The following is a 19,934-nucleotide window of genomic DNA, read 5'->3' as shown; positions in this document are numbered from 1 at the left end:
CGGCAGCTGCCCCGCGTTGCTCATCCGCGGCAGCCGCAGCTCGGTCCTCAGCGCCGGGCACGCAAAGGACATTGCAGCGCGACGCCCCCACACTCACCAGGCCGAACTTCCCACCGGCCACACCGTCCATGAGACCGACCCAGCCGGATTCGCTTCAGCAGTCCGAGGATTCCTCAGCACATTGTGACCGCGGCGGGACTGCCGGCCATTGAAACGGGATCACCCCCAGCAACGAAGCCGGGCCCCCACGACCGCGCCTGTCAGGGACACGAGCCAGGAGGACCCGGGGCACCAAATTATCGGTACCCCGTCCGACACCCAGGTGGACACTCCCGCTTCTCACCAAAACGACCCGAAGTCACCCGATAGGGGTGGCTCCCATTCTCATTGCCGATCATGGACCTGTGTCGGGTCCAACCCCCATCACGGATGGCGCAACGTGGCTCCCGGTCTCGTTGGTTGACACGGCCCGTAGTTTCTGTTCGCTGTTGGGCAGTTGCTTGTCGAAGAACTTCGTGCTGGCCGGGGTCGGTCCGTGGCCGTGGTGGGCGCTCTTGTCGACGTCCAGGCCGAGGAAAACGCCCACGTCACCGATGTCGTACAACCCATCCTCCCGAGCGGGGTTCGTGCGGTGCTGGCCAAGGCGTTGGCGCCGTATGCGCGCATCCACGTTATGCAGACCTGCCGCCCGCAAACGGCCGGGCATTGCACCCGGCCAGGCGGTCGGACCTCTCATCAGCGTCTCCAACAGCGCCTTGTTGCTCGTCGGTGTATCCGGGGCTGTCGGGTCTGCTGGACCGGTAACCGGAGTGCCACTGCTTCTCAGCTGCCCAGCCAGGCCTCGCCGCGGTCGCCCCTGGCTGGCGCGAACTGCTCGCGCGGATGTGTGATCACCGCGCCATTATTCGAGCAGTGAAGCATTGTGCCTGTTACCCGATTTGCGCGGCACTGGTGGCGGAGCGCGGGGTGGTGCGGCGGGGCGTAGCGGGGGGTCGGAAAGGGCTTGTCGTCGGGGGCGGCCGGGGTGGTTGCCACGCGCAGTGAATGTCAGGGCCACGCTCGCGCGGAGTGTGTGACCGTTACAGTCGTCGGTTACGGAAATGTCCACATTGTGTAACGCGGACTGAAGCCCGTGCCGGAGCCGGGGCGGGTGCTTCAGAGTGTGGGGCCTCGGCTCGCTGGGCCGGGACCCGCACTGCGCAGTATGGCTCTGACCTGAGCCTGGGCGCCCTTACTTGAGGGGACATCACTTGTCTGCTTCTCATACCGTTCGTCGTCTTGTCGCTACCGCTCTGGCGGCCGGTTCCGTCGTCGCCGTGGTGGCGATGCCGGCCTCCGCCGATGACGGCCACGACCGTGGCCGTCACCACCAGGCATACTCGCGTGTCGTGCTCGGCGACATCCAGTACAACAGCCCGGGCCGTGATGACTACTCCAACCGTTCGCTGAACGGTGAGTGGGTCGAGGTCACCAACACCGGTCGCCGGGCGGTGAACCTGGACGGGTGGACACTGTCGGACCGGGACGGCAACCGATACTGCTTCGACGACCTGCGCCTGGCCGGCCGGGCCACGGTCCGCGTCCACACCGGGCGTGGCCACGACACCCGCACCGACGTCTACCAGAACCGCCGCGGCGACTACATCTGGAGCAACTACTCCGACAGGGCCACGCTGCGCGACGACCGGGGCCGCACCGTCGACACCGAGTCCTGGGGCCGTGACCGCGACCACCGCAACGACGACCGCGACCACCGCAACGACGACCGTGGGCGCCGCCGTTGACCTGACCCCCGCCCGCCACTGAACGCGGGCCCTCCCGGATCTGCTGCGTGCCGCCACCCCCCGCCCCCGGGGTGGCGGCACGTTACTCGTGCGCTCGCCGTCCTTCTCGCCGGCAGAGGTACGCCGGGGCAACACCGACTGACCACGCGGAGGGGCTCTGGTCCGGGAGGGTCACTCTCCGTTGGATGCGTTTCGCACCTGAACAGACGTGCCAGGGTGACAAGGTTGTACCGGGGCTCGTTGGAGGGGAAGATCGAGCCAGTGGCGCAATCCGAATGCGCGGATGAGGAGTGGGAGTTTCAGGCACGCTCGGCGGCGAACGGGCCGCAGCCGAAGGCCAGGCGGCGAAGCGTTCGCCGATGAGGTGGTGTGTGGCGGCGTCCGGGTGGAGCTGGTCGGGCAGCGGTAGTTCGGCGAAGTCCGCGTCGCCGTAGAGGTCGCGGCCGTCGAGGTAGTGCAGGTTCGGGTCGTCGGCTGCCCGTTGCTTCACGAGGCGGGCCAGTTCGTCCCGGATGACGTTGAGGGGCAGCTTCCCGCTCGCGCGTTCCGCGGGGTCGCCCGCGGCCCGGAACTGGAGCCTTCCCGTGCTGAGGTTGCCGAAGTCCGGGGCGCTGGGGCCTGGGGTGTCCTCGTGGATGGGGCACAGAATGGGCGACACGACCAGGAGGGGAGTGGTGGGGTGGCCCTCGCGGATGGTGTCGAGGAAGCCGTGCACCGCGGGGCCGAAGGCGCGCAGGCGCATCAGGTCGGTGTTGACGAGGTTGATGCCGATCTTGACGCTGATCAGGTCCGCGGGGGTGTCGCGCAGGGCGCGGGCGGTGAACGGGTCGAGCAGGGCGCTGCCGCCCAGACCCAGGTTGGTCAGTGCCACGCCGCCGAGGGAGCCGGCCAGCGCGGGGCAGGTTGTGCTGGGGCTTGCGGCATCGGTGCCGTGGCTGATCGAACTGCCGTGGTGTAGCCACTTCTTGCGGCCCCCATCCGGTAGGGGCTCGACGGAGACGTCGGTGCGCAGGGCGACCAGCTGGGTGATTTCGTTGTACGGCAGCCAGATCCCGATGTCCTTGACGCGGTCGGGGAGGCCGGAGAACCGGACGGTGCCGACCGGGCCGGGCCGGGTTTCCGCGGAGCCGGTGGCCATATCCACCATCAGGACGTTGCCACCGGTCACACTGGTCTGCCCGGCCAGCCGACCGTCGACGAGCAGGTCGTACACGCCTTCGGGGCGGGGCGGGGTGCCCTGGTAAGAGCCAGCCGGTGGTCCAGCAGGCTTGTGACCAGCCGGAACGTCTCGGTGTGGGGAAGGCCGACTCGGGGCCCGACGGTCACGGCGTACTGGATGACGCGGACGGTATGGCCCTGGGGCGGCTTGGCCAGGCGACGGCCGGCGGCCCTGGCCTGTCCGTGCCGGACGGTTTCCTTCGGGGTCGGCATGACCGACAGGTAGGAGCCGTCGGGCAGCACCCGCAGCGGGACGAAGACCAGGTTCTTCTTGATCCGCCAGGCCAGGTGGGCGCCGGTGGCCCGGGCCAGGCCCCACAGTTCGTATCCGGAGAAGTTGCGGTCGGTCAGCAGCAGCATGTCCGGCCGCAGGGAAGCCAGCAGTTGGCGAGCGAGACGCTGCTCGCTGAACGTGGCAACGGCGTCGAAGGCCGCGTCGACCAGGGCATGGGTCCCGCACTCGGTCAGCGCCATCAGACGGACCTGCGGGTGTCCGCTCTGATTGGCGCCGCCTTTGCCGGTGAACCCGAACTCCCGTGCATTGGCGTTGGTGTCGGGGACGTCCAGCGCGGTGCCGTCCCAGGCAACCAGCCGAAGCCCGAACGCGAACGCGCCCGAGGTCGCCGTCGTGGCCAGCGTGCCGCAGCGCCGCTCGAACAGTATCTGCAACGGCTTGGCGCCCAGCCGCTGCCGGGCCCGGGTGAGGGCCGAACTCGTAGGCAGGCGCTGCACGCACACGCCCGGCAGGAGTCGCAGCTTCTCCGTCAACGTGCGCAGAACCGTCCGCACCGCTCGGGCCGAAGTGAGGCAACAGGTCTGGAGGTTGGCCGGCGCCTCGGCGCCGGATGCCGGCGGGCAGGTGGCCGTGGACCTGGACGGGGTGCTCGTGCTGGCGCACTCGGAGAAGCAGGACGTCACCGCGACCTGGAAGAAGACCTTCGGACACCACCCTTTGATGGGGTTCGTCGACCACGGCAACGGCGGAAGCGGGGAGCCGGTGGCGGGCCTGCTGAGGCCCGGCAACGCGGGCAGCAACACCGCCGCCGCTCAACTCGCGCTGGACCAGCTTCCGAAGAAGTAGCGGCGCGGACGCCGGACGCTGATCCGTACCGATTCCGGCGGCGGCACCCACGAGTTCGTGGCCTGGCTCGCGAAACGCGGGAGGTGGTTGTCGTACTCGGTCGGGACGACCATCACCGACGCCATCCACCGGGCCGTCCTGAAGGTTCCTGCCCCGGCTTGGACCCCGGCCGTCGAGCCCGGCGGCGAGATCCGCGACGGCGCCTGGGTCGCCGAGATCGACGGAGACTGCCTGAAGGGCCGGCCGAAGGGGATGCGGCTGATCGTCCGCAAGGAACGGCCACACCCCGGCGCCCAGTTGCGTTTCACCGGCGCTGACGGACTGCGGCTGACCTGTTTCGCCACCAACACCGCGAATCCACCGATCGCCGACCTTGAGCTGCGGCACCGCCGACGGGCCCGCGCCGAGGACCGTATCCGAAACACCCGCGCCACCGGACTGCGCAACCTGCCACTCCACGACACCGCGCAGAACCAGATCTGGCTGGAGATCGTCCAGATCGCCCTCGACCTGCCGGCCTGGATGCCCATGCTCGCCCTGACCGGTAAAACCCGCAGGTGGGAGTCCCACCGACTGCGACTCCGCCTGTTCTCCGCCGCCGTCCAGCTCATCACCACCGCTCGCTGACGGCATTTGAGATTCGCAGCCCACTGGCCATGGACCGACGTGATCATCGATGCGATCGAACGGCTCGACGCACTCCCCGCCCCCGGCTGACCAGCAACAACGGCCCACCCCTACGACACCAGCACCCCGACCGGAACCGTGGAACCCGGCGCCCCTCCGACGCGACAGACGGACCTCCCGCCTGCCCACAGCCTGCCCAACAAACCGAAAAGCCCACCAGATGAACCGGCAGGCCGTCACGAAAGATCGAGGCTAGTAGACCGTCGCAGCTATTTTTTGGGATAGAGGTGGCGGAGTTTGATGCGTGCGTCGTGGGTGGTGAAGTGCCAGTCCACCTGACGTTGGTCGGTGTTGGTGGCGTTCTGCCAGGCTGAGAGTTCGGTGTTGAGGATGTCGAGGTTGCCGATCCGGCGGTCGCGGCATTGCCGGGTCAGTGCGGAGAGTTCGATCTCGGCGATGTTGAGCCATGACCCGTGTTTGGGTGTGTGGTGGATTTCGAGGCGTTGGGCCAGGGCGAAGGCCTCTTCTGGGTCGAATGCCTCGTAAAGTGAGGCGATGTTGTGGGTGTTGAGGTTGTCCATCACCAGCACCACGGTCTCCCTCTCTGTCAGCCTTGGGTGAGACGTTCCGCTTCGGCGGGTTAGCCTGAGAGGGCGCGACAGGAGAACCACCCCCTCATGACCAGCACCAAGCCCGCCGGGTCCGACCCGGCTCCCCGGCCGAAGCGCCGCACTTTCAGCCCGGAGTACAAGCTGCGGATCGTGGCCGAGTACGACGCCGCGCCCAAGAACGAGAAGGGCGCGATCCTGCGCCGGGAACGGCTGTACCACTCCCACGTCAAGGAGTGGCGGACCGCGCGGGATGCCGGGGCCCTGGAGAAGCTGGTCGACAAGCGCACCAGCCTGGCGAGGCCGAAGAAGTCGGCCGCCGAGACGGAGAACGAGAAGCTGCGCCGCCAGGTGGAACGGCTGGAGAAGGAACTGGCCCGGAACAAGGCCGCACTGGAAGTCATGGGAAAAGCTTCCGCGCTCTTGGAAATGATCTCCGAGAGCGCGGACTGAGCCCTGCCGCCGACCCGGCGGTGGACGGGGCGTTCACCGGTGTCGAGGGTGAGCTGGGCATCACGGCCGCCTGCCGGCTGACCGGCCGGTCGCGGGCCACCCACTACCGACGGCTGCGGCCCCCATCACCGCGCGGGCCCCGCAAGCAGCAGGTGCAGCCCTCGTCGCTCACGGCCGAAGAACGGGCTGCGGTACTGGAGTTGATGAACAGCAACGAATACGCCGAACTGCCGCCCGCACAGATCTGGGCCCGCGAGCTGGATGCTGGGCGCTACCACTGCTCCGTCTCCACGATGTACCGGATACTGCGGGAGCAGGGCCAGACCGGCGAGCGCCGCCGCCAGGCGACCCATCCGGCCAGGACGGTGCCCGAACTGGTCGCCATCGGCCCGTCGCAGGTGTTCACCTGGGACATCACCAAGGTGGCCGGTCCCGAGAAGGGCGTCTGGTATCACGCCTACGTCATCATCGACATCTTCAGCCGGTACATCGTCGGCCACACCGTCGAGCGGGCCGAGTCCGCCGGGCGGGCCGAGGAGCTGATCCGCGAGACCATCACCCGCAACGGCATCGTGCCCGAGACCGTGCACGCCGACCGCGGCACCTCGATGACTTCCAAGAAGGTCTCCCAGCTGCTGATCGATCTGGGCGTGACACGCTCGCACTCGAGACCGAAGGTCTCCAACGACAACCCCTACAGCGAGGCCCAGTTCAAGACCACGAAGTACATGTCGGACTTCCCGGAAAGGTTCGACTCGCTGGCCCACGCCCGCGAGTGGTTCGACGCCTTCCTCACGTACTACAACCACGAGCACCGGCACTCGGGCATCGGCTGGCACACGCCCGCCTCCGTCCACTTCGGGACCGCCGAGGAGGTCCGCGACCAGCGCGCCGTCACCCTCGCCGAGGCATACGCCCGCCACCCCGAACGCTTCGGCCGCCGCCCCCGACCACCCGCAATACCCCAGACCGCCTGGATCAACGACCCGACCAAGCGTAGAGAGCCCGCACCACAGATCTCATAGCGTCACAACCGTCTCACTGGACTTGAAATCTTCCGTCTCGGCGTCGGGGTAATCCACGCTCAGCAGCTGCTTGACCTGGCCGGCCCAGTCGATCCGGGTCCGCTGGGGCAGTGCCTGAACCCGACGCCATCCGCGCAGGGGTTCGACCCACACGAAGATTGAGCATGTGCCGCAGCGGATGTACTCGCTGTCCTGGCAGACGTCGTGACCAGGGCGGGCCGGGAGCGGGTCGCGGGCATGATCGAGGAGCTGGCAGGGCTTCTCGTCCATGCACACCACCGGACGTGCCGGGTCATAGGGCCGGGCATAGACGGCCAGCACGTCTTCCATCCGGGCCGCGAACTCCGCGTTCGCTCGTGGTGGGATGGTCCAGCACTTCTTCAGATGAGGACGCAGTTTCGTTTTTTTAAGACCCGCCCGATGGTGGAGTGATCCAGATCGGGGATGTCCTCGACCAGCGCGACGTGCTTCTCCAGCAGCCGCAGCGACCACCGGGCATAACCCTCGGGTGGCTGTGAGCACGCCATCGCGATCAGCCGGGCTTCGACCTCACCGGTCACCGGCGAGGGCACCGGCGGGAGGTCGCGCTTCTTCCGCGCGACCGTGGCGTGAACATCGCCACCGGTCTCAGCGAAACGCTTGGCGACCAGTCGCAACGTCTCACCCGAGACCCCGACCCGGGCAGCAATCACGTCCTGCGAGCCGATCGCGCCTGCAGAAGTGTCGAGCGCGAGCAGTATCCGTGCCCGCCTGATCACCGAGGCCGGATGAACCCCCGTCGTGGTCACCCGAACCAACTCTTCACGATCAGCCACGGTCAGCACCACCGGCCTCTTCTGCGAACCCATCACACCAGCCCTGTCTGGCAGAACGGAAGGAGAATCTGCCAGACACCAACCTCCCAACCAAACAACCCATAACTAAGTGCGTTGTGGCAAAGGGAGTCCCTGTTCGATGAGCGGGGGCTTCTTCGTGCTCGGAGCATGACCGTGGAGGGGTAGGGGCAGGCAGCGGACGGCTTGTTGTTGATCGAGGAGGATGCGATGCCGTCGGTGCTGGGGTTGATGGAACGGCGTGAGGCGCGGGCGAGGCAGGATCTGGAGTCCTGGACGGAGGTCCTGGAGCAGGCTCAGGCGGAGGTGAATGCCGCGCGGGAGCGTGTCGATCGGGCTCGGGTGGGGCGGGAGGAGCTCGTGTCGGTGCTGGCCGAGGAGAGCGCGGTGAATACGCCGGCTTCCGTGCCGTCTGGTGGTGAGGTGGCTGCCGCTGTGGGGTCGAGCGGCTCTGGTGCGGGGGCGGGGTATGTCGAGCGGCCGCCGGTGTGGCGGTCGGGTATGAGTGAGGAGGTGCTCAGTGGCCTGTATCGGGAGGTGTTCGCCGCGGTGGCGGCCGCGTCGGGGCCGGTGAGCGGGGTGGAACTGGCGCGGGCGGTGGGCCGGGAGACGGAGATCAAGAATGAGGTGGAGAAGGTCCGTCACCGTGCCTATGCGCTGGAGAAGCGGGGCTGGCTGGTGCGGGAGAAGAACGGACGGTTCATGCCCGCGCCCGGGGCAGTCGGTCGGGACGCTTCTCCGGCCAGCGCGGGGCGTCTCCGGCCAGGCGCCGGGACAGCCTGATCATGGCGGCCCACCACACCATCTGAGTGTGGTGATCGGCCCGGCGTTCGTGGTCGCGGTTGAGGCGGCGTGATCGCGAGAGCCAGCTCAGCGTTCTTTCCACCACCCACCTGCGGGCCAGTACGACAAATCCGCGTTGTCCGTCGGATCGGCGCACGACCTCGATCCGGACCCCGTGGCGGGCGAACGCCTTCGCCAGGGCCGGGCCCTGGTAGGCGCTGTCGACCCACACCAATTTCAGCAGCCGACCCGGATCGGTCATGAACGTCTCCAGCAGCGCGGGGGCGGCCTTTGAGTCGTGAACATCGGCCGTGGTCACGGTCACCTCGAGGAGCAGGCCCTCGGTGTCGGTCAGGATGTGGCGCTTACGCCCGTCACGTGATTTCCCGCCGTCGTATCCGCGGCTGTCCTCGCTGACGGTTTCGGAGGCGTCCACCGACTGACTGTCGATGATCCCGGCACTGGGCTCGGTGTTTCGGCCCTTGCGTTCCCTGGCCGTGCGGCGCAGGCGTTCGTGCAGCTCACGCACGTAGTCGTAGGTCCGCCAGCGGCGGAAGAAGTCGTAGACGGCCCGCCAGTACGGAAAGTCGACCGGCAGGGCCATCCACTTGACGCCGTTGTCGACGAGGTAGCGCACCGCGTCGAGCATCTCGCGGTGGCAGTACGCCTCGGGGCGCCCACCCTGCCTGAGGAGCCAGGCCGGCACCGGCATCGCGGAGCGGACCTCGGCCCACTCCGCATCCGTCATGTCACTCGGATAGCACCGCGCCCGCCGCCCCGGAACGATCGAACCGAACCGGTGCACGTAGCAGTCACACCCAGGGGTGACCGCGGTGGACGCGGCCACAGAGATGCTGCTCAACTGGTCGGACAACGGGCTTCCTTGGTCGTGCTGGGTGTCGTAACCGCGTCACTACCAAGGGGCCCGTTCTTTCATGCCCGCAGCCGCACCCGTAACTCTGTCCAGATAGCCACCCGCGCCGCACACCTCGAACGAGATCCGGTTTGCCACAACGCACTAAGTAGCGACACGCTACTAGTAGAAGTCAGCCTGAGGTTGGGAGATGGTTATCTGTGAAACAAGAATTCATACATGCTGATATGGAGTTCAGTAATCAGCACTAATTCCAGATCTCTCGGAACAGGTTTTCTCCGAAGGATCTGTGGGAGTTTAATGGCGCGGCCTGAAAACAGGACGCCTCCGATCCCTTGATGAAGGGCAATTGATGAAACTCCGTACCTTCCCGTCGCTCGCCGTCGCGACCGCGCTGCTCGCGGTCGGCGGAATGCTGGCGGGTACCGCTCAGGCCTCCGTGTCCGCGCCGGCTGCGGTCCGCCACGCCCAGGCCTCCGGTGCGCGCCCCACGTCCGACACGCTGATCCACCCGAGGGCGACGCTGCACAAGAACCACGCCTGGACCTCGGGCAACGGCCGGGCCATCCTGCGGGTGCAGCAGGACGGGAACTTCGTCCTCTACAAGGACAACCGGCCGGTGTGGCAGGCCCCCGGCGCCTACCCCAACGGCGACCACGCGGTCATGCAGGAAGACGGGAACTTCGTTCTGTACGACCGTGGCGGCCACCCGCTCTGGGCCTCCGGCACCTGGCGCAAGGGTGCGTACCTCGCCGTCCAGGATGACGGCAACGTAGTCGTCTACAACACGGACAGGCGCCCGGTCTGGGCCACCAACACGGGGGACTGACCCTTCGGTAGCGTCGTTCCGGGGTTCCCTGTAGTGCCACCCACGGCATCAGACCTGTTTGCTTCACAGGTCTGATGCCTACTCTTCCGATGCCTCTGCGGTCTCGGTCCCCATTCATCAGGGCCGCGGAAGATGCGGCCTGTCACGCCGATGCGCTCGCCCGGTCCGCCGCGCACGTGCACTTTTCCATCAACTAATTCAGCGCCTGTCCTGAATAAAGATGATGACCAGAGTTATTCGTCGTTGTCCAGCGCGTAGCTGGCGCCCCTCAGATCGTGGTCGTGGGTGGTCAGCTGGTGCAAATCGTCGGAGAGTTCAAGAACAGCGGCGGCCCGGCGGAGACGGTCCCCAGCCGTGAGTGGCTGTGGCTGTCCGAGGCCGGAGGGCTGGACGCTGTGGCCGCCGTAGGTGTCGGTCTGTTGAATTTTTTTGAGCGACATACGCTGGTGATCACTGGCTTCATCGCCCTGGTGACGTTCACGACGTTGTATGGGCACCGCTCACCACGCGCTCTCGAACTGCTCGATGTTTTCTGCGGTGTGCAGAGGCTGTAACAGATGAACAGGCCCGACCGTCATCGCATTCTTTGGCGAACGGCTGGCGATGACCTCGTACCGATGTGCTTCGGCGCCTTGCAACCGGACCACAGCGGGGTTGTCGAGGATCCGCTCCGGGTCCGCCAAGCCGGCGTCGGCGAGGAACACAATGAGGTCGTGATCGCTGTGAAGCTCCGCCATCTTGAAGTGGCTGGTCAGCGGGGTGGCGTGACCTCGTTTCGGGGTGCTCGTGCTGGTCGTGGGCGGCAGTCTGTGTTGTAGATCGTCCGGCGGGGTGGTTTTGCCGATGAATTCACCGTCCTCAAACGGTCTACCCAGCGACACGACCGTTCTCGACAGGAGTGCCATGTCCACCATCCAGCCAGTGATCGTGACTGCCGACCAGGACGTTCTGCTCGGCTTCTATACGAAATTGTTCGGCGCTGAGGAGATCTTCCGGGTACCGGCGGAAGGCCCGGCCTTCTACCTCGGCTTGCGCATCGGCGACACCGACCTCGGGCTGGTGGCCAAGGCGAACCCGGGGGCTGGGGCGGCGTCGCGGATCCTGCTCAGCATCGGTGTCGACGACGTCGACGAGACGCTCGGCCGGGTGGCGGCGCTGGGCGGCTCGGTCCGCAGCGGCCCCAACGACATGCCGTGGGGACAGCGCGTCGCCCACATCCAGGACCCCGACGGCAACCCGGTGAACCTCACTCAGCCGATCCCGGCCCGGTGACGCTGTTCCGGGGGCATGTGCTGATCGTGGGCTACCTGCGGTAGAGATCAATTGTCGATAGTGGCCTCGATGTTCGTCAGGACGAGCAGCGCGCGAAACAGGTGGGTGGCGCGGGCGGGGTCAGTACGGAGCTTGGTGAGGATCCGCCAGTTCTTCAGGTGGGCAAAGCCGCGTTCGACGGGGACGCGTCCGGCGGCCAGGACCCGGTTGGCCTCCTTCTCGGCGGATGAGAGCCTGCGGGCGCGGGTGGCCTTGAAGCCGGTGACGACCACGGGATCGTCCCCGTCGTCGTCCAGGCCGAGGAAGCCCAGGTCGGCCAGGGCGCCGAGGCCGGCAGCACGCAGGTGGGCCAGGATGCGGTCGCGGCGGGCGGCGGTGATGTCGTGGGTGCGGCCGGGCCGGGCGGCCGATATCCAGATCATCCGGCCTCGCTCGTCGGTCAGCGCGAGGACGTGCAGGCCGTGGCGGCGATGCTTGCCGGAGTAATTCGGGCGGTTCGCCTCTCCGGTACGGCGCTGGGTGGGGATGAGGGTGCCGTCGATCAGGACGACCTCGCCGCCCCGCCGGGCGATCTTCTTCAGGGCGCGGTCCAGGCGAGGGGCCTTCGCGGCCAGCAGGTGGATCAGCTCGTCGCGCCAGCGCCGGATGGTGGTGGCGGAGATGTCGTTGCCGCCGGCCATGTCGGCCAGGCGCTGATCGTGCCGCAGCACAGCCAAGACAATCACCGCGATCCTCCCGGGCGGCAGCGCCCGCCACCTCGACCGTATCGCTTTGAGATGGCGTCGCAGCAGGTCGGTGAGGTAGTGCAGGGTGTGCGTGGACAGCGGCAGGCGGCACTGGTAGACCAGGGACACGGTGTCTCCGGCGTGCTCTTCGGTTTTCGTCACACAATTCCAACAGCCGCCGGGGGTACCTTGGTTACGCCCCGATCGCCGTGCGGACCGGTCACGGGCGGGTGGTGAACTTCCCGTCGGGTCGTTTGTGCAGCCAGCCGCGGTCGGCCAGCTTCGTGAGCTTCCCGCGCAACGGCTCCAGCTTGCCCCGTACCCCGGTGTCCAAGCCCAGCACCTCGCCGATCTGCCGGGTGGCGACCGGGCCGGCGGCCTGCCGCACCGCGGTCAGGATGCGCTGGTACTCCGCCGGCAGTGCGGACTCAGCCACCCCCGGCCCACGGTCCGGGGGTGGCCGTACCGCCCGACCTGCCACCTGGACCACCGGCGACCCGGCCTCCGTGCGCTCGTCGGCGAGCTGCTCGCTCATCCGCTGCCACACCCGCTCGGCCACGGCCAGCTCATCGCGCTCAGCTCGTACCTCCGACAGCTGCTTGACCAGCTGCTCTTCGAGTCCGTCCAGCTCCGCACGCCGCGCGGCGATCCGCTCCAACACCTCGAGATCCATCATGGGCCCGAGCGTAGGAGCGGCACCCGCGACGACGGACGGGAATCCACAAACCCACTCCCGCCAGACGATCTACACCCCAGACTGCCGCCCACGACCAGCACGAGCACCCCGAAACGACATCACACCAGCACCCTGACCAGCCACTTCAAGATGGCGCAGCTTCTGTGTGCGAGTCCGAGTCTTTCGTCGCGACTGTTGAGTGCACGGTCACGGGCCGGGCGCCGGACGGGGTGCGTGCGTGGATGGTGATCGGTGGTGCTGCCATGGCTCCAGGGTGGCCCAGCGTGACGGCGGGCGCATCTGGCCGGCCCAGATGCGGCGGTGCGGGTCTGGCATGAGGATGGAGACACCGGCGGTGGCCCGGTCGCCCCTGGCCTGTCTCCCTAACTGGCTGGCCGGGCCGCCTGCCGGTATCTGGCGTTCTTGCGGATCTTCGCGTGGCGCAGTGTGACCTGCCGCCTGATGGGCGAAAGCGCCGTGGGCGCTGGTTGCGTCTCACGAAGTTGCCATTTCCTCCCCGCGTTGCCAGGCCACCCAGAAGGGGCTGGCCGGGTCGCAGAAGTAGGCCGGGATGTCGGTGGCCACGGTGAACGCCCGGTGAGCGGCTATCTCCGAGCCCTGGTCCCAGGTCAGGGACCGCCACAGGTGCGGCGGGAGGGTCTGGACGGTGGCGGCGAGTGCGTTGCGGGTCGCGATGGCACTGTGGCTGGGTGGCAGGTGCACGAGCATTACGTAGCGGGTGGACCGCTCGACGAGGGTGCCGATGGCGGAGCGCCCGTCCTTGCCGATGATGAGGTTGCCTTCCCAGTGGCCGGGAACGGCCGGGTCCTCGGCTTCGGCCGGCCGCTCGCTGATCATGACCATGTTCTTGACGGCGCGGGAGCTGCGTTTGTGAGCATGGCGGTGCGGGCGCCGGCAGGCCCGGCCGGTACGAAGCGCGCGGGTCAGTTCCCGGCGGAGTTCCCCGCGGCCCTGCACGTAGAGGGCCTGGTAGATCGTCTCGTGGGTCACGTGCATCTCCGGCCGGTCGGGGAAGCGTGCCCGCTGAGCCTGACAGATCTGTTCAGGGCTCCACCGCATCGTGAGGTAGTCCTGGATGAAGTCCCGCAGCTCGGTGTTCTGGCTGATCTTGCCTGGCTTCGGCCGAGGGAGCCGCCTTTCGGCGCGACGGTGGGCGTGAAACGACTGGTAGGCAAAGCCGCCCTTGGGCATGGGGTGCCGGTTGCGGCGTATCTCCCGGCTGATGGTGGAGGGGCTGCGGCCCAACTCTGCGGCGATCTGCCGGATGGATGCCTTCTCACGCAACCGGTCGGCGATGTGGACGCGGTCGTCCTGCTGGAGATAGCGCGACGCAGGGGCCGGCAGCTCCTCCTGGTCCTGCGTGCTCACAGGCGTCTGCCCGTGAGCCCGGTAGATCGGAGGAACCCCTGCCGGGCGAGTGGTGGCCGTTACGCCACTTCTTGCCCGTGCGGAGGTTGACACCGACGTTCCGGTCCGTTTCCCGGGTGACTCTGCTCCATGAGTGACCGTGGCCTCGGCATACTCCCCATAGGCGGCCATTTACGGCCCCACTGATGGCCAGGGATTTCCCCACGGACGGCCAGATATCTCCCCGCTCGCCCCAGACGTACCCGGTCGGCGAAGCTCGAGCGGGTGAAGAACAGCAGGGAGATCATGGACATCCTTGAGGCGTACGACCTCACGGGCAGTTACCGCGCGGCGGCCGAGCTCGCCCGGTGCGACCACCACACGGTGGCCCGATATGTGAAGATGCGGGCCGCTGGACAGCACCCCGACGTCCGTCGGCACCGCGACCGTGCGATCGACGTGTTCCTGCCGAAGATTGAAGAGCTGGTGGTCCGCTCGAACGGGCGGATCCGTGCGGATGTGGTCCACAAGAGGATCACCGCGATGGGCTTCACGGGCGGGGAACGCACCACCCGCCGCACCGTCGCCGAGGCAAAAGCCCAGTTCAGGGCCGGTCAGCGTCGGGTTTACCGGCCCTGGATCACCGAGCCGGGGCTATGGCTGCAATGGGACTGGGGCGAGGGCCCGCAGATCGGCGGACGACGCACTTCTTTGTGGTGCGCGTGGGTGGCCTGGTCGCGTTTCCGCGTGGTGATCCCGGTTTGGGACAAGACGCTGCCGACGATCACCGCGTGTCTGGACGCGACGCTGCGGCGGATCGGCGGGGTCCCGGCCTACGCGTTGACCGACAACGAGAAGACGGTCACCACCGACCACATCGCCGGGATCGCGGTCCGCAACCCCGAGATCGTTGAGGTCGCCCGCCACTACGGCATGACGATACGTACCTGTCTGCCGGCGGACCCCGAAACCAAGGGCGGGAGCGAGGCGACCGTCCGCATCGCCAAGGCCGACCTGGTCCCCAAAGACGTCAACCTCCTTGAGGAATACCGCAACTTCGCCGCCCTTGAGTCGGCCTGCCGCACCTTCTGCGAGGAGGTCAACAACCGGGTCCACCGCGAGACCCAACGACGGCCCGTCGAGATGCTCGCCGAGGAACGCCAGCGGCTGCATCCGCTGCCCAAGCAGCCCTTCACCGTCGCGTTCGGCACCACCCGCAGGGTCTGCTGGGACTCCACGATCTCGGTCGAGGCCGTGCGCTATTCGGTCCCGCACCAGCTGATCGACACCCGGGTCTGGGCCCGATTCCACGGCGACGAACTGATCGTCACCGCCGTCGGCCCTGCCGACGGTCATGCCCGCGAGGTGGCCCGCCACCCGCGCGGATCGGCTGGCACCCCGGTCCTTGACGACGCGCACTACCCGCCGCGCGAGAACAAGGAAGGCGATCGCGTCCCGAAGGCGACCAGCGCGGAGGAGGCCGCGTTCTTGATGCTCGGCCCCGGCGCCGCCTCCTGGCTGGTCGAGGCCGCCACCGCCGGAACACGCAAGGTCAAGACGAAGATGGCCGAGGCCGTCGCCTTCTCCAAGCTCTACTCCACTGCCGAGGTCGACCGGGCCCTTGGCACCGCCGCGGTCACCGGCCGGTTCGCCGAGAAAGACCTCATCTCCATCCTCGACTACCAGGTCGGCCTGGAAAACGTCGAGGTCACCCGCGCCAGCGAAACCCACAGCCTGCAGCCCGGCACCTCCGCCTGGTCCCGCTTCGGCACCATCCCGCTCGAACACGACGACGAAGACGAAGGCGACACTCTCTGATGGCCACCCCACTGCGCACCGTTTCCGGCTCCAGCGGCGACCAGCTCGCCGAGGCCATCGAACTGACCAAGCGGCTCAAACTCCCGCACATCCGCAAGGCGTTGACCGATGTGATCCCCACCGCGAAGGCCCAGAGGTGGGACCCCGCAGAAGTCGTACGCGTCCTCCTCTCCGAAGAGGCCGCCGGCCGCGACCGAGCGAACCTGCACACTCGACGCAAGCGGGCCGGGTTCCCCGCCGGGAAGACGTTCGGCGACTGGGACGAGCAGGCATCCTCCATACCTCGCGCGACCCAGGACTCCATCAAGACCCTCGAATGGGTCCAACGCAGGGAAAATCTCTGCGTAGTCGGCCCATCGGGGACCGGGAAAAGCCACTGGTGCGAGGCCCTCGGGCAGGCCGCCGTCGAGGCCGGGATGGCCGTCGCCTGGTTCTCCATCGAAGACCTCGGCGCCCTCGTCCGCCGTCACCGGGCCGACGATTCCATCGCCAAGGCCCTGACCCGGGTGATCCGATCCGACCTGATCATCGTCGACGACATCGGCCTGCTGCCCGTCAGCCCCGACGCCGCCGAGGGCTTCTACCGCCTGGTCGACGCCGCCTACGAACGACGCGCGCTCGCCGTCAGCAGCAACCTCCACCCCTCCGGATTCGACGAGATCATGCCGAAGACGCTGGCCACCGCGACCGTCGACCGGCTCATGCACCACGCTCACATCGTGGTCACCCAGGGTGACAGTTTCCGGCTCACCCAGGCCACCTCCGGACAGGGAGTCAAGCCCTTCAGCTGATCACAGCACTCACCACGGCGGGGAATTATCTGGCCGCCGTTGGGGAGATCTCGCAGGCCGCCAGCGGGGAGCACTCCTGGCCGCCTACGGGGAGAACTTCGAGGCCATTGACACATGAGCTGGAAGTATGCGGCCCGCTCTCGGATCAGCCTCCCGGCCCCCGGCGTCCTGTTCTTGCGGATCTCGAACTCCATTGCACCCCTTGAACCGGGGTGTTGCGACGACCACTAGAACTAAAGATCGGACGGGGGCCCGGGGCCTGTAACTACTCGTCGTCGGTGATCAGTGGATCCTTCGGGCCGGACCTTCCGGGAATGCGCTTCTGGGCGTCATCTACGGCTTCCTTCGCCCGCCCCTTGGCCTGGTCTGCCTTCCCTTCGGCTTCCTTGCGTCGGTTGCCAGTCATCTTGCCCATGGCTTCCTTCGCCTTGCCTGTGAGCTTGTCCTTGCTGCTTCCGTGAGTCATCACGACTCCTCGCGTGGACGAATTCTTGCCCCTCCCAAACTAGGACATCTCAAGTCAGGTCGCCTTGTCTGAGACGCAGTGAGAGGGAGGATGCACCTGGCACACTGGCCTTGACTCCGCCGCACCCTCGTCGGCGGGGTCACCCACAGGTGTCCTGGGCCATAGAAGCTTGAGCGTTGCCGCTGAAGATTGAAGACCGTGCCACCGACATTGAGCGGCCGGGACTTGTCAGGACTGCTGCCGATTATCAAACGCCGGGATCTCTCCCCGGGTGGACACCCGCCCGCCCGGTCGACGGGCATCTGATTGGCGCGGAGAATGAGGTAGGAGCAGGAGCGGGGCAGCCGCTGGATAGGCCGCGGCCAGGGTGTCGGCGTGGCGGCGGCGACCTGCCGACAAGGTGGCGATGATGCCGACGTGGCGATTGCGGGACTTCCGTGACGACGATCTGGACCGTGCAATCCAGATATGGGATCAGGACCGGCAGGATGACGATATGCCTCCCGTGTTCCCCGTCTCTGAGGCCATGGCTTCAGCCCGGACCGGCGGGACCGTAGTTGTTGCCGTGGTCGGCGAGGACCTGGTGGGCATGGCAGTGGCGCAGGCCCAGGGCGAGCGGGCCTGGATCACGCTGGTGGCGCTCGCAAGGATGTGGCGTAGCCGCGGACTCGGGAGCGCCCTGATCGCGGAAATCGAGAGGCGTCTGCGCATACAGGGGGTGCGCCGGATCGGTGCGTTGCTCGCCCCGGGGGCCACCGGAACTACGGCGCTGGAAAACTCCGGCTACCGCATTCGCGACGGGTTGACCTTCTACGAGAAGGTCGAGCATCTCGGGGCGAGTGATGCAGGTCTGCTCGCTGAGCTCGGCGGAAGGGTGCTACCGCAGGGGCTCTGGGATGCCCTTGCGGGCATGGAACGAGAGAGAGAAGCCATCGAGCGGCGGATCGTGCTGCCACTGGCCGAGCCCGTGTTGGCCGACCGGTACGGAGTGACGCCGCCGAAAGCCGTCATCCTCTTCGGCCCGCCGGGCACCGGAAAGACCAGTTTCGCCAAGGCGGTCGCCTCCCGGCTGGCCTGGCCGTTCGTGGAACTCTTTCCCTCTCGGCTCACGGAGGGTGCCACCGGCGGACTGGCAGCCTCACTGCGGGACACGTTCGCCGATCTGGCGGAGCTGGAATCCGTTCTGCTGTTCATCGACGAGGTCGAGGAGATCGCCGGCGTCCGGTCCGGTCAGGCCGTCGATCCCGGCCACGGAGTCACCAATGAACTACTCAAGCTGATCCCCGGTTTCCGCGACCACGACAACCGCCTGCTGATCTGCGCCACCAACTCGGTCCGCTCCCTCGATCCGGCGTTCCTGCGCCCCGGCCGGTTCGACTACGTCATTCCGGTCGGCCCGCCAGATCCGAAAGCACGGGCGGCGATCTGGCAGCGCTACCTCGGCCCCGCCGCCAACGACATCAAGCTGCACCGACTGGTGTCAGCCAGCGAGATGTTCACACCCGCCGACATCGAGTTCGCCGCTCGCAAAGGCTCCCACGCCGCATTCGAACGCGAAGTCACCGACCGCAAAGGCGCGCCGGCCAGCACCGAGGACTACCTCGCTGCCATCGCCGACACCCGGCCCACACTTACCGACCAGGCTCTCACCAAGTTCAGAGAAGACATCGAGCACCACGCGCGCATGTGATGCCGGTGTTCCAGGCCCGCTGCTCAGCGCTGCTGGACACAGGGTTTACGTGGTTTGCGCGATCGCGAAGGCTCCGCTTCGGCAAGGCCCACGGGGAGTCGAAACACACCGCTTGTCACAATCCGTCAGAGGCTGGCGGTGGCCCTGACAGCCACTCCTTGCCGTCCTGTCGCGTTCGCACTCCTGCTCAGTCCTTGCGAGGGGGATTTCGGCTGGTCACGGCCGCCTCTTTCCTCACCCGAGCTCGGTCAAGGGACCACGCGCCCAGACCCACCAGTACGGCCGCCCCGGCTCCGTACACCGGCAGCCACAGGGTCGTAGTGGCTGACAGGCAGTCGGCAACAGCATCGTGGGTCTGGACCTCCTGCGCGTGAGCCATGGCGGCACTGTCGCGACCAACCAGGTTCGCCAGCGCGGCCTCCGTGCGGATGCCTTCGTACCTGCCGAGCTCAGGGCACCCGCTACGAGTGCCGGGCATCGGAAACAGCCATGCCCAGCGCTGCAGCGCGGGGGCCAGTGTGATCGCTACGCACAGGCCGACAACCAGCGAATACGCGGCCAGATTCCGCATGTACGTGGATCCGAGGCCAGGGATCCACGTCGGCAGTCGGTAAAAGGAGAAAATCAATGCAAGAAGCGTCACTCCGATGTACGTGAAGAACCATTGCCAGGAACCCTGCGCGAGTGCGGCCGTCAGCACGGCGGCGAGCGCAATGCCGATGACCCCCGGCTGACCGGGAGTGTCATGGCCCGCCCTGATCCTCTCCCATCGCAATGGCCTCTCAGTCGAACGCACCAGAACCATCAACCGCATGAGGGCCATGCTCACCAGCATCTTCCCGGAGCTGGAGCGGTCCTTCGATTTCGCCCGATCCGACGGCCCGCTGGTCTTGCTTTCCGGATACCAGACACCAGCAGCCATTCGGCGGATGGGCGAGATCAGGCTCACGGCCTGGCTCGCCAAGCGCGGCGTGAGGAAAGCGGCAACCATCGCAGAGAAGGCAGTGACGGCC

At 67.3% G+C, this 19,934-nt stretch carries 19 protein-coding genes and 5 pseudogenes; 10 read left to right on the top strand and 14 right to left on the bottom strand.

Annotation, left to right across the window (positions count from 1 at the left end; translation table 11 throughout):
- Window positions 1-463 precede the first annotated feature (463 nt).
- Window positions 464-604, bottom strand: a pseudogene (locus OG953_RS02125) (IS110 family transposase); the annotation flags it as partial.
- 646 nt (window positions 605-1,250) lie between these two features.
- Between OG953_RS02125 and OG953_RS02120 the strand changes: the two are divergent.
- Window positions 1,251-1,784, top strand: a complete 534-nt coding sequence (locus tag OG953_RS02120; protein WP_405682135.1) for a lamin tail domain-containing protein — start codon at window positions 1,251-1,253, stop codon at window positions 1,782-1,784.
- 299 nt (window positions 1,785-2,083) lie between these two features.
- Here OG953_RS02120 and OG953_RS02115 read toward each other — a convergent pair.
- Window positions 2,084-3,030, bottom strand: a pseudogene (locus OG953_RS02115) (GDSL-type esterase/lipase family protein); the annotation flags it as partial.
- Window positions 2,949-3,791, bottom strand: a complete 843-nt coding sequence (locus OG953_RS02110) for a transposase domain-containing protein (protein ID WP_405682133.1) — start codon at window positions 3,789-3,791, stop codon at window positions 2,949-2,951. The gene OG953_RS02110 and the pseudogene OG953_RS02115, both read right to left, overlap by 82 nt.
- On the opposite strand from OG953_RS02110, the pseudogene OG953_RS02105 reads away from it, so the two are divergent.
- A pseudogene (locus OG953_RS02105) lies at window positions 3,778-4,800 on the top strand (IS1380 family transposase); the annotation flags it as partial. The gene OG953_RS02110 and the pseudogene OG953_RS02105 overlap by 14 nt on opposite strands.
- 310 nt (window positions 4,801-5,110) lie before the next feature.
- On the opposite strand, the pseudogene OG953_RS02100 reads toward OG953_RS02105, so the two are convergent.
- A pseudogene (locus OG953_RS02100) lies at window positions 5,111-5,303 on the bottom strand (transposase); the annotation flags it as partial.
- An 84-nt stretch (window positions 5,304-5,387) separates the two neighbouring features.
- Here OG953_RS02100 and OG953_RS02095 point away from each other — a divergent pair.
- Entirely contained in the window at window positions 5,388-5,771 is a 384-nt protein-coding gene (locus tag OG953_RS02095; RefSeq protein WP_405682131.1) for a hypothetical protein, read from the top strand.
- Window positions 5,772-5,791: 20 nt separating this feature from the next.
- Window positions 5,792-6,796, top strand: coding sequence for an IS3 family transposase (locus OG953_RS02090; RefSeq protein ID WP_405682130.1), 1,005 nt, complete (start codon window positions 5,792-5,794; stop codon window positions 6,794-6,796).
- On the opposite strand, the gene OG953_RS02085 is transcribed toward OG953_RS02090, so the two are convergent.
- Together OG953_RS02085 and OG953_RS02080 are read right to left on the bottom strand one after the other, a co-directional pair.
- Window positions 6,791-7,126, bottom strand: coding sequence for a hypothetical protein (locus OG953_RS02085; protein ID WP_405682129.1), 336 nt, complete (start codon window positions 7,124-7,126; stop codon window positions 6,791-6,793). The two genes, OG953_RS02090 and OG953_RS02085, sit on opposite strands and share 6 nt — an antisense overlap.
- Window positions 7,127-7,176: 50 nt before the next feature.
- Complete coding sequence (locus OG953_RS02080) at window positions 7,177-7,623, bottom strand: helix-turn-helix domain-containing protein (protein WP_405682128.1); 447 nt, start codon at window positions 7,621-7,623, stop codon at window positions 7,177-7,179.
- Window positions 7,624-7,815: 192 nt separating this feature from the next.
- Here OG953_RS02080 and OG953_RS02075 point away from each other — a divergent pair, with 192 nt between their 5' ends.
- The gene (locus OG953_RS02075; protein WP_405682127.1) at window positions 7,816-8,412 is read left to right on the top strand and encodes a hypothetical protein; all 597 of its coding nucleotides are present in this window, start codon (window positions 7,816-7,818) and stop codon (window positions 8,410-8,412) included.
- On the opposite strand, the gene OG953_RS02070 is transcribed toward OG953_RS02075, so the two are convergent.
- Window positions 8,330-9,160: an IS5 family transposase gene (locus OG953_RS02070; protein ID WP_405682126.1), complete on the bottom strand. Its 831-nt coding sequence runs from the start codon at window positions 9,158-9,160 to the stop codon at window positions 8,330-8,332. The genes OG953_RS02075 and OG953_RS02070 overlap by 83 nt on opposite strands.
- 478 nt (window positions 9,161-9,638) lie before the next feature.
- Here OG953_RS02070 and OG953_RS02065 point away from each other — a divergent pair, with 478 nt between their 5' ends.
- On the top strand, window positions 9,639-10,115 hold the full coding sequence (locus tag OG953_RS02065) for a hypothetical protein (RefSeq protein ID WP_405682125.1): 477 nt from the start codon (window positions 9,639-9,641) through the stop codon (window positions 10,113-10,115).
- 233 nt (window positions 10,116-10,348) lie between these two features.
- Here OG953_RS02065 and OG953_RS02060 read toward each other — a convergent pair whose 3' ends face one another.
- Both OG953_RS02060 and OG953_RS02055 read right to left on the bottom strand, forming a co-directional pair.
- Window positions 10,349-10,555: a hypothetical protein gene (locus tag OG953_RS02060; RefSeq protein WP_405682124.1), complete on the bottom strand. Its 207-nt coding sequence runs from the start codon at window positions 10,553-10,555 to the stop codon at window positions 10,349-10,351.
- Between the two features lie 60 nt (window positions 10,556-10,615).
- Window positions 10,616-11,029, bottom strand: a complete 414-nt coding sequence (locus tag OG953_RS02055) for a hypothetical protein (RefSeq protein WP_405682123.1) — start codon at window positions 11,027-11,029, stop codon at window positions 10,616-10,618.
- On the opposite strand from OG953_RS02055, the gene OG953_RS02050 reads away from it, so the two are divergent.
- Window positions 11,019-11,387 (top strand): VOC family protein, encoded by a 369-nt coding sequence (locus OG953_RS02050; protein WP_405682122.1) that lies wholly within the window; start codon window positions 11,019-11,021, stop codon window positions 11,385-11,387. The genes OG953_RS02055 and OG953_RS02050 overlap by 11 nt on opposite strands.
- Window positions 11,388-11,434: 47 nt before the next feature.
- Here the strand turns inward: OG953_RS02050 and OG953_RS02045 are convergent, their stop codons facing one another.
- The 3 genes and pseudogenes from OG953_RS02045 to OG953_RS02035 all read right to left on the bottom strand — a co-directional run.
- Window positions 11,435-12,274 (bottom strand): transposase family protein, encoded by an 840-nt coding sequence (locus OG953_RS02045; protein WP_405682121.1) that lies wholly within the window; start codon window positions 12,272-12,274, stop codon window positions 11,435-11,437.
- Window positions 12,275-12,332: 58 nt separating this feature from the next.
- Complete coding sequence (locus tag OG953_RS02040; RefSeq protein ID WP_405682119.1) at window positions 12,333-12,788, bottom strand: hypothetical protein; 456 nt, start codon at window positions 12,786-12,788, stop codon at window positions 12,333-12,335.
- A gap of 498 nt (window positions 12,789-13,286) precedes the next feature.
- Window positions 13,287-14,144 (bottom strand): annotated as a pseudogene (locus OG953_RS02035) (IS30 family transposase); the annotation flags it as partial.
- A 297-nt stretch (window positions 14,145-14,441) separates the two neighbouring features.
- On the opposite strand from OG953_RS02035, the gene istA reads away from it, so the two are divergent.
- Complete coding sequence (gene istA, locus OG953_RS02030) at window positions 14,442-15,974, top strand: IS21 family transposase (protein WP_405682118.1); 1,533 nt, start codon at window positions 14,442-14,444, stop codon at window positions 15,972-15,974.
- Window positions 15,974-16,765, top strand: coding sequence for an IS21-like element helper ATPase IstB (gene istB / locus OG953_RS02025; protein WP_266795039.1), 792 nt, complete (start codon window positions 15,974-15,976; stop codon window positions 16,763-16,765). Before istA ends, istB begins: the two co-directional genes overlap by 1 nt.
- Window positions 16,766-17,030: 265 nt before the next feature.
- On the opposite strand, the gene OG953_RS02020 is transcribed toward istB, so the two are convergent.
- Entirely contained in the window at window positions 17,031-17,231 is a 201-nt protein-coding gene (locus tag OG953_RS02020; protein ID WP_405682116.1) for a CsbD family protein, read from the bottom strand.
- 409 nt (window positions 17,232-17,640) lie between these two features.
- On the opposite strand from OG953_RS02020, the gene OG953_RS02015 reads away from it, so the two are divergent.
- Window positions 17,641-18,921, top strand: a complete 1,281-nt coding sequence (locus OG953_RS02015; protein ID WP_405682114.1) for an ATP-binding protein — start codon at window positions 17,641-17,643, stop codon at window positions 18,919-18,921.
- Between the two features lie 187 nt (window positions 18,922-19,108).
- Here the strand turns inward: OG953_RS02015 and OG953_RS02010 are convergent, their stop codons facing one another.
- Window positions 19,109-19,912: a hypothetical protein gene (locus OG953_RS02010; protein WP_405682112.1), complete on the bottom strand. Its 804-nt coding sequence runs from the start codon at window positions 19,910-19,912 to the stop codon at window positions 19,109-19,111.
- Window positions 19,913-19,934 lie beyond the last annotated feature (22 nt).

It is taken from the genome of Streptomyces sp. NBC_00057, from assembly GCF_045041165.1.
Taxonomy (GTDB): domain Bacteria; phylum Actinomycetota; class Actinomycetes; order Streptomycetales; family Streptomycetaceae; genus Streptomyces.
Note: the sequence above shows the minus strand (reverse complement) of the source record. Positions and strands in the feature narration are given on the sequence as shown.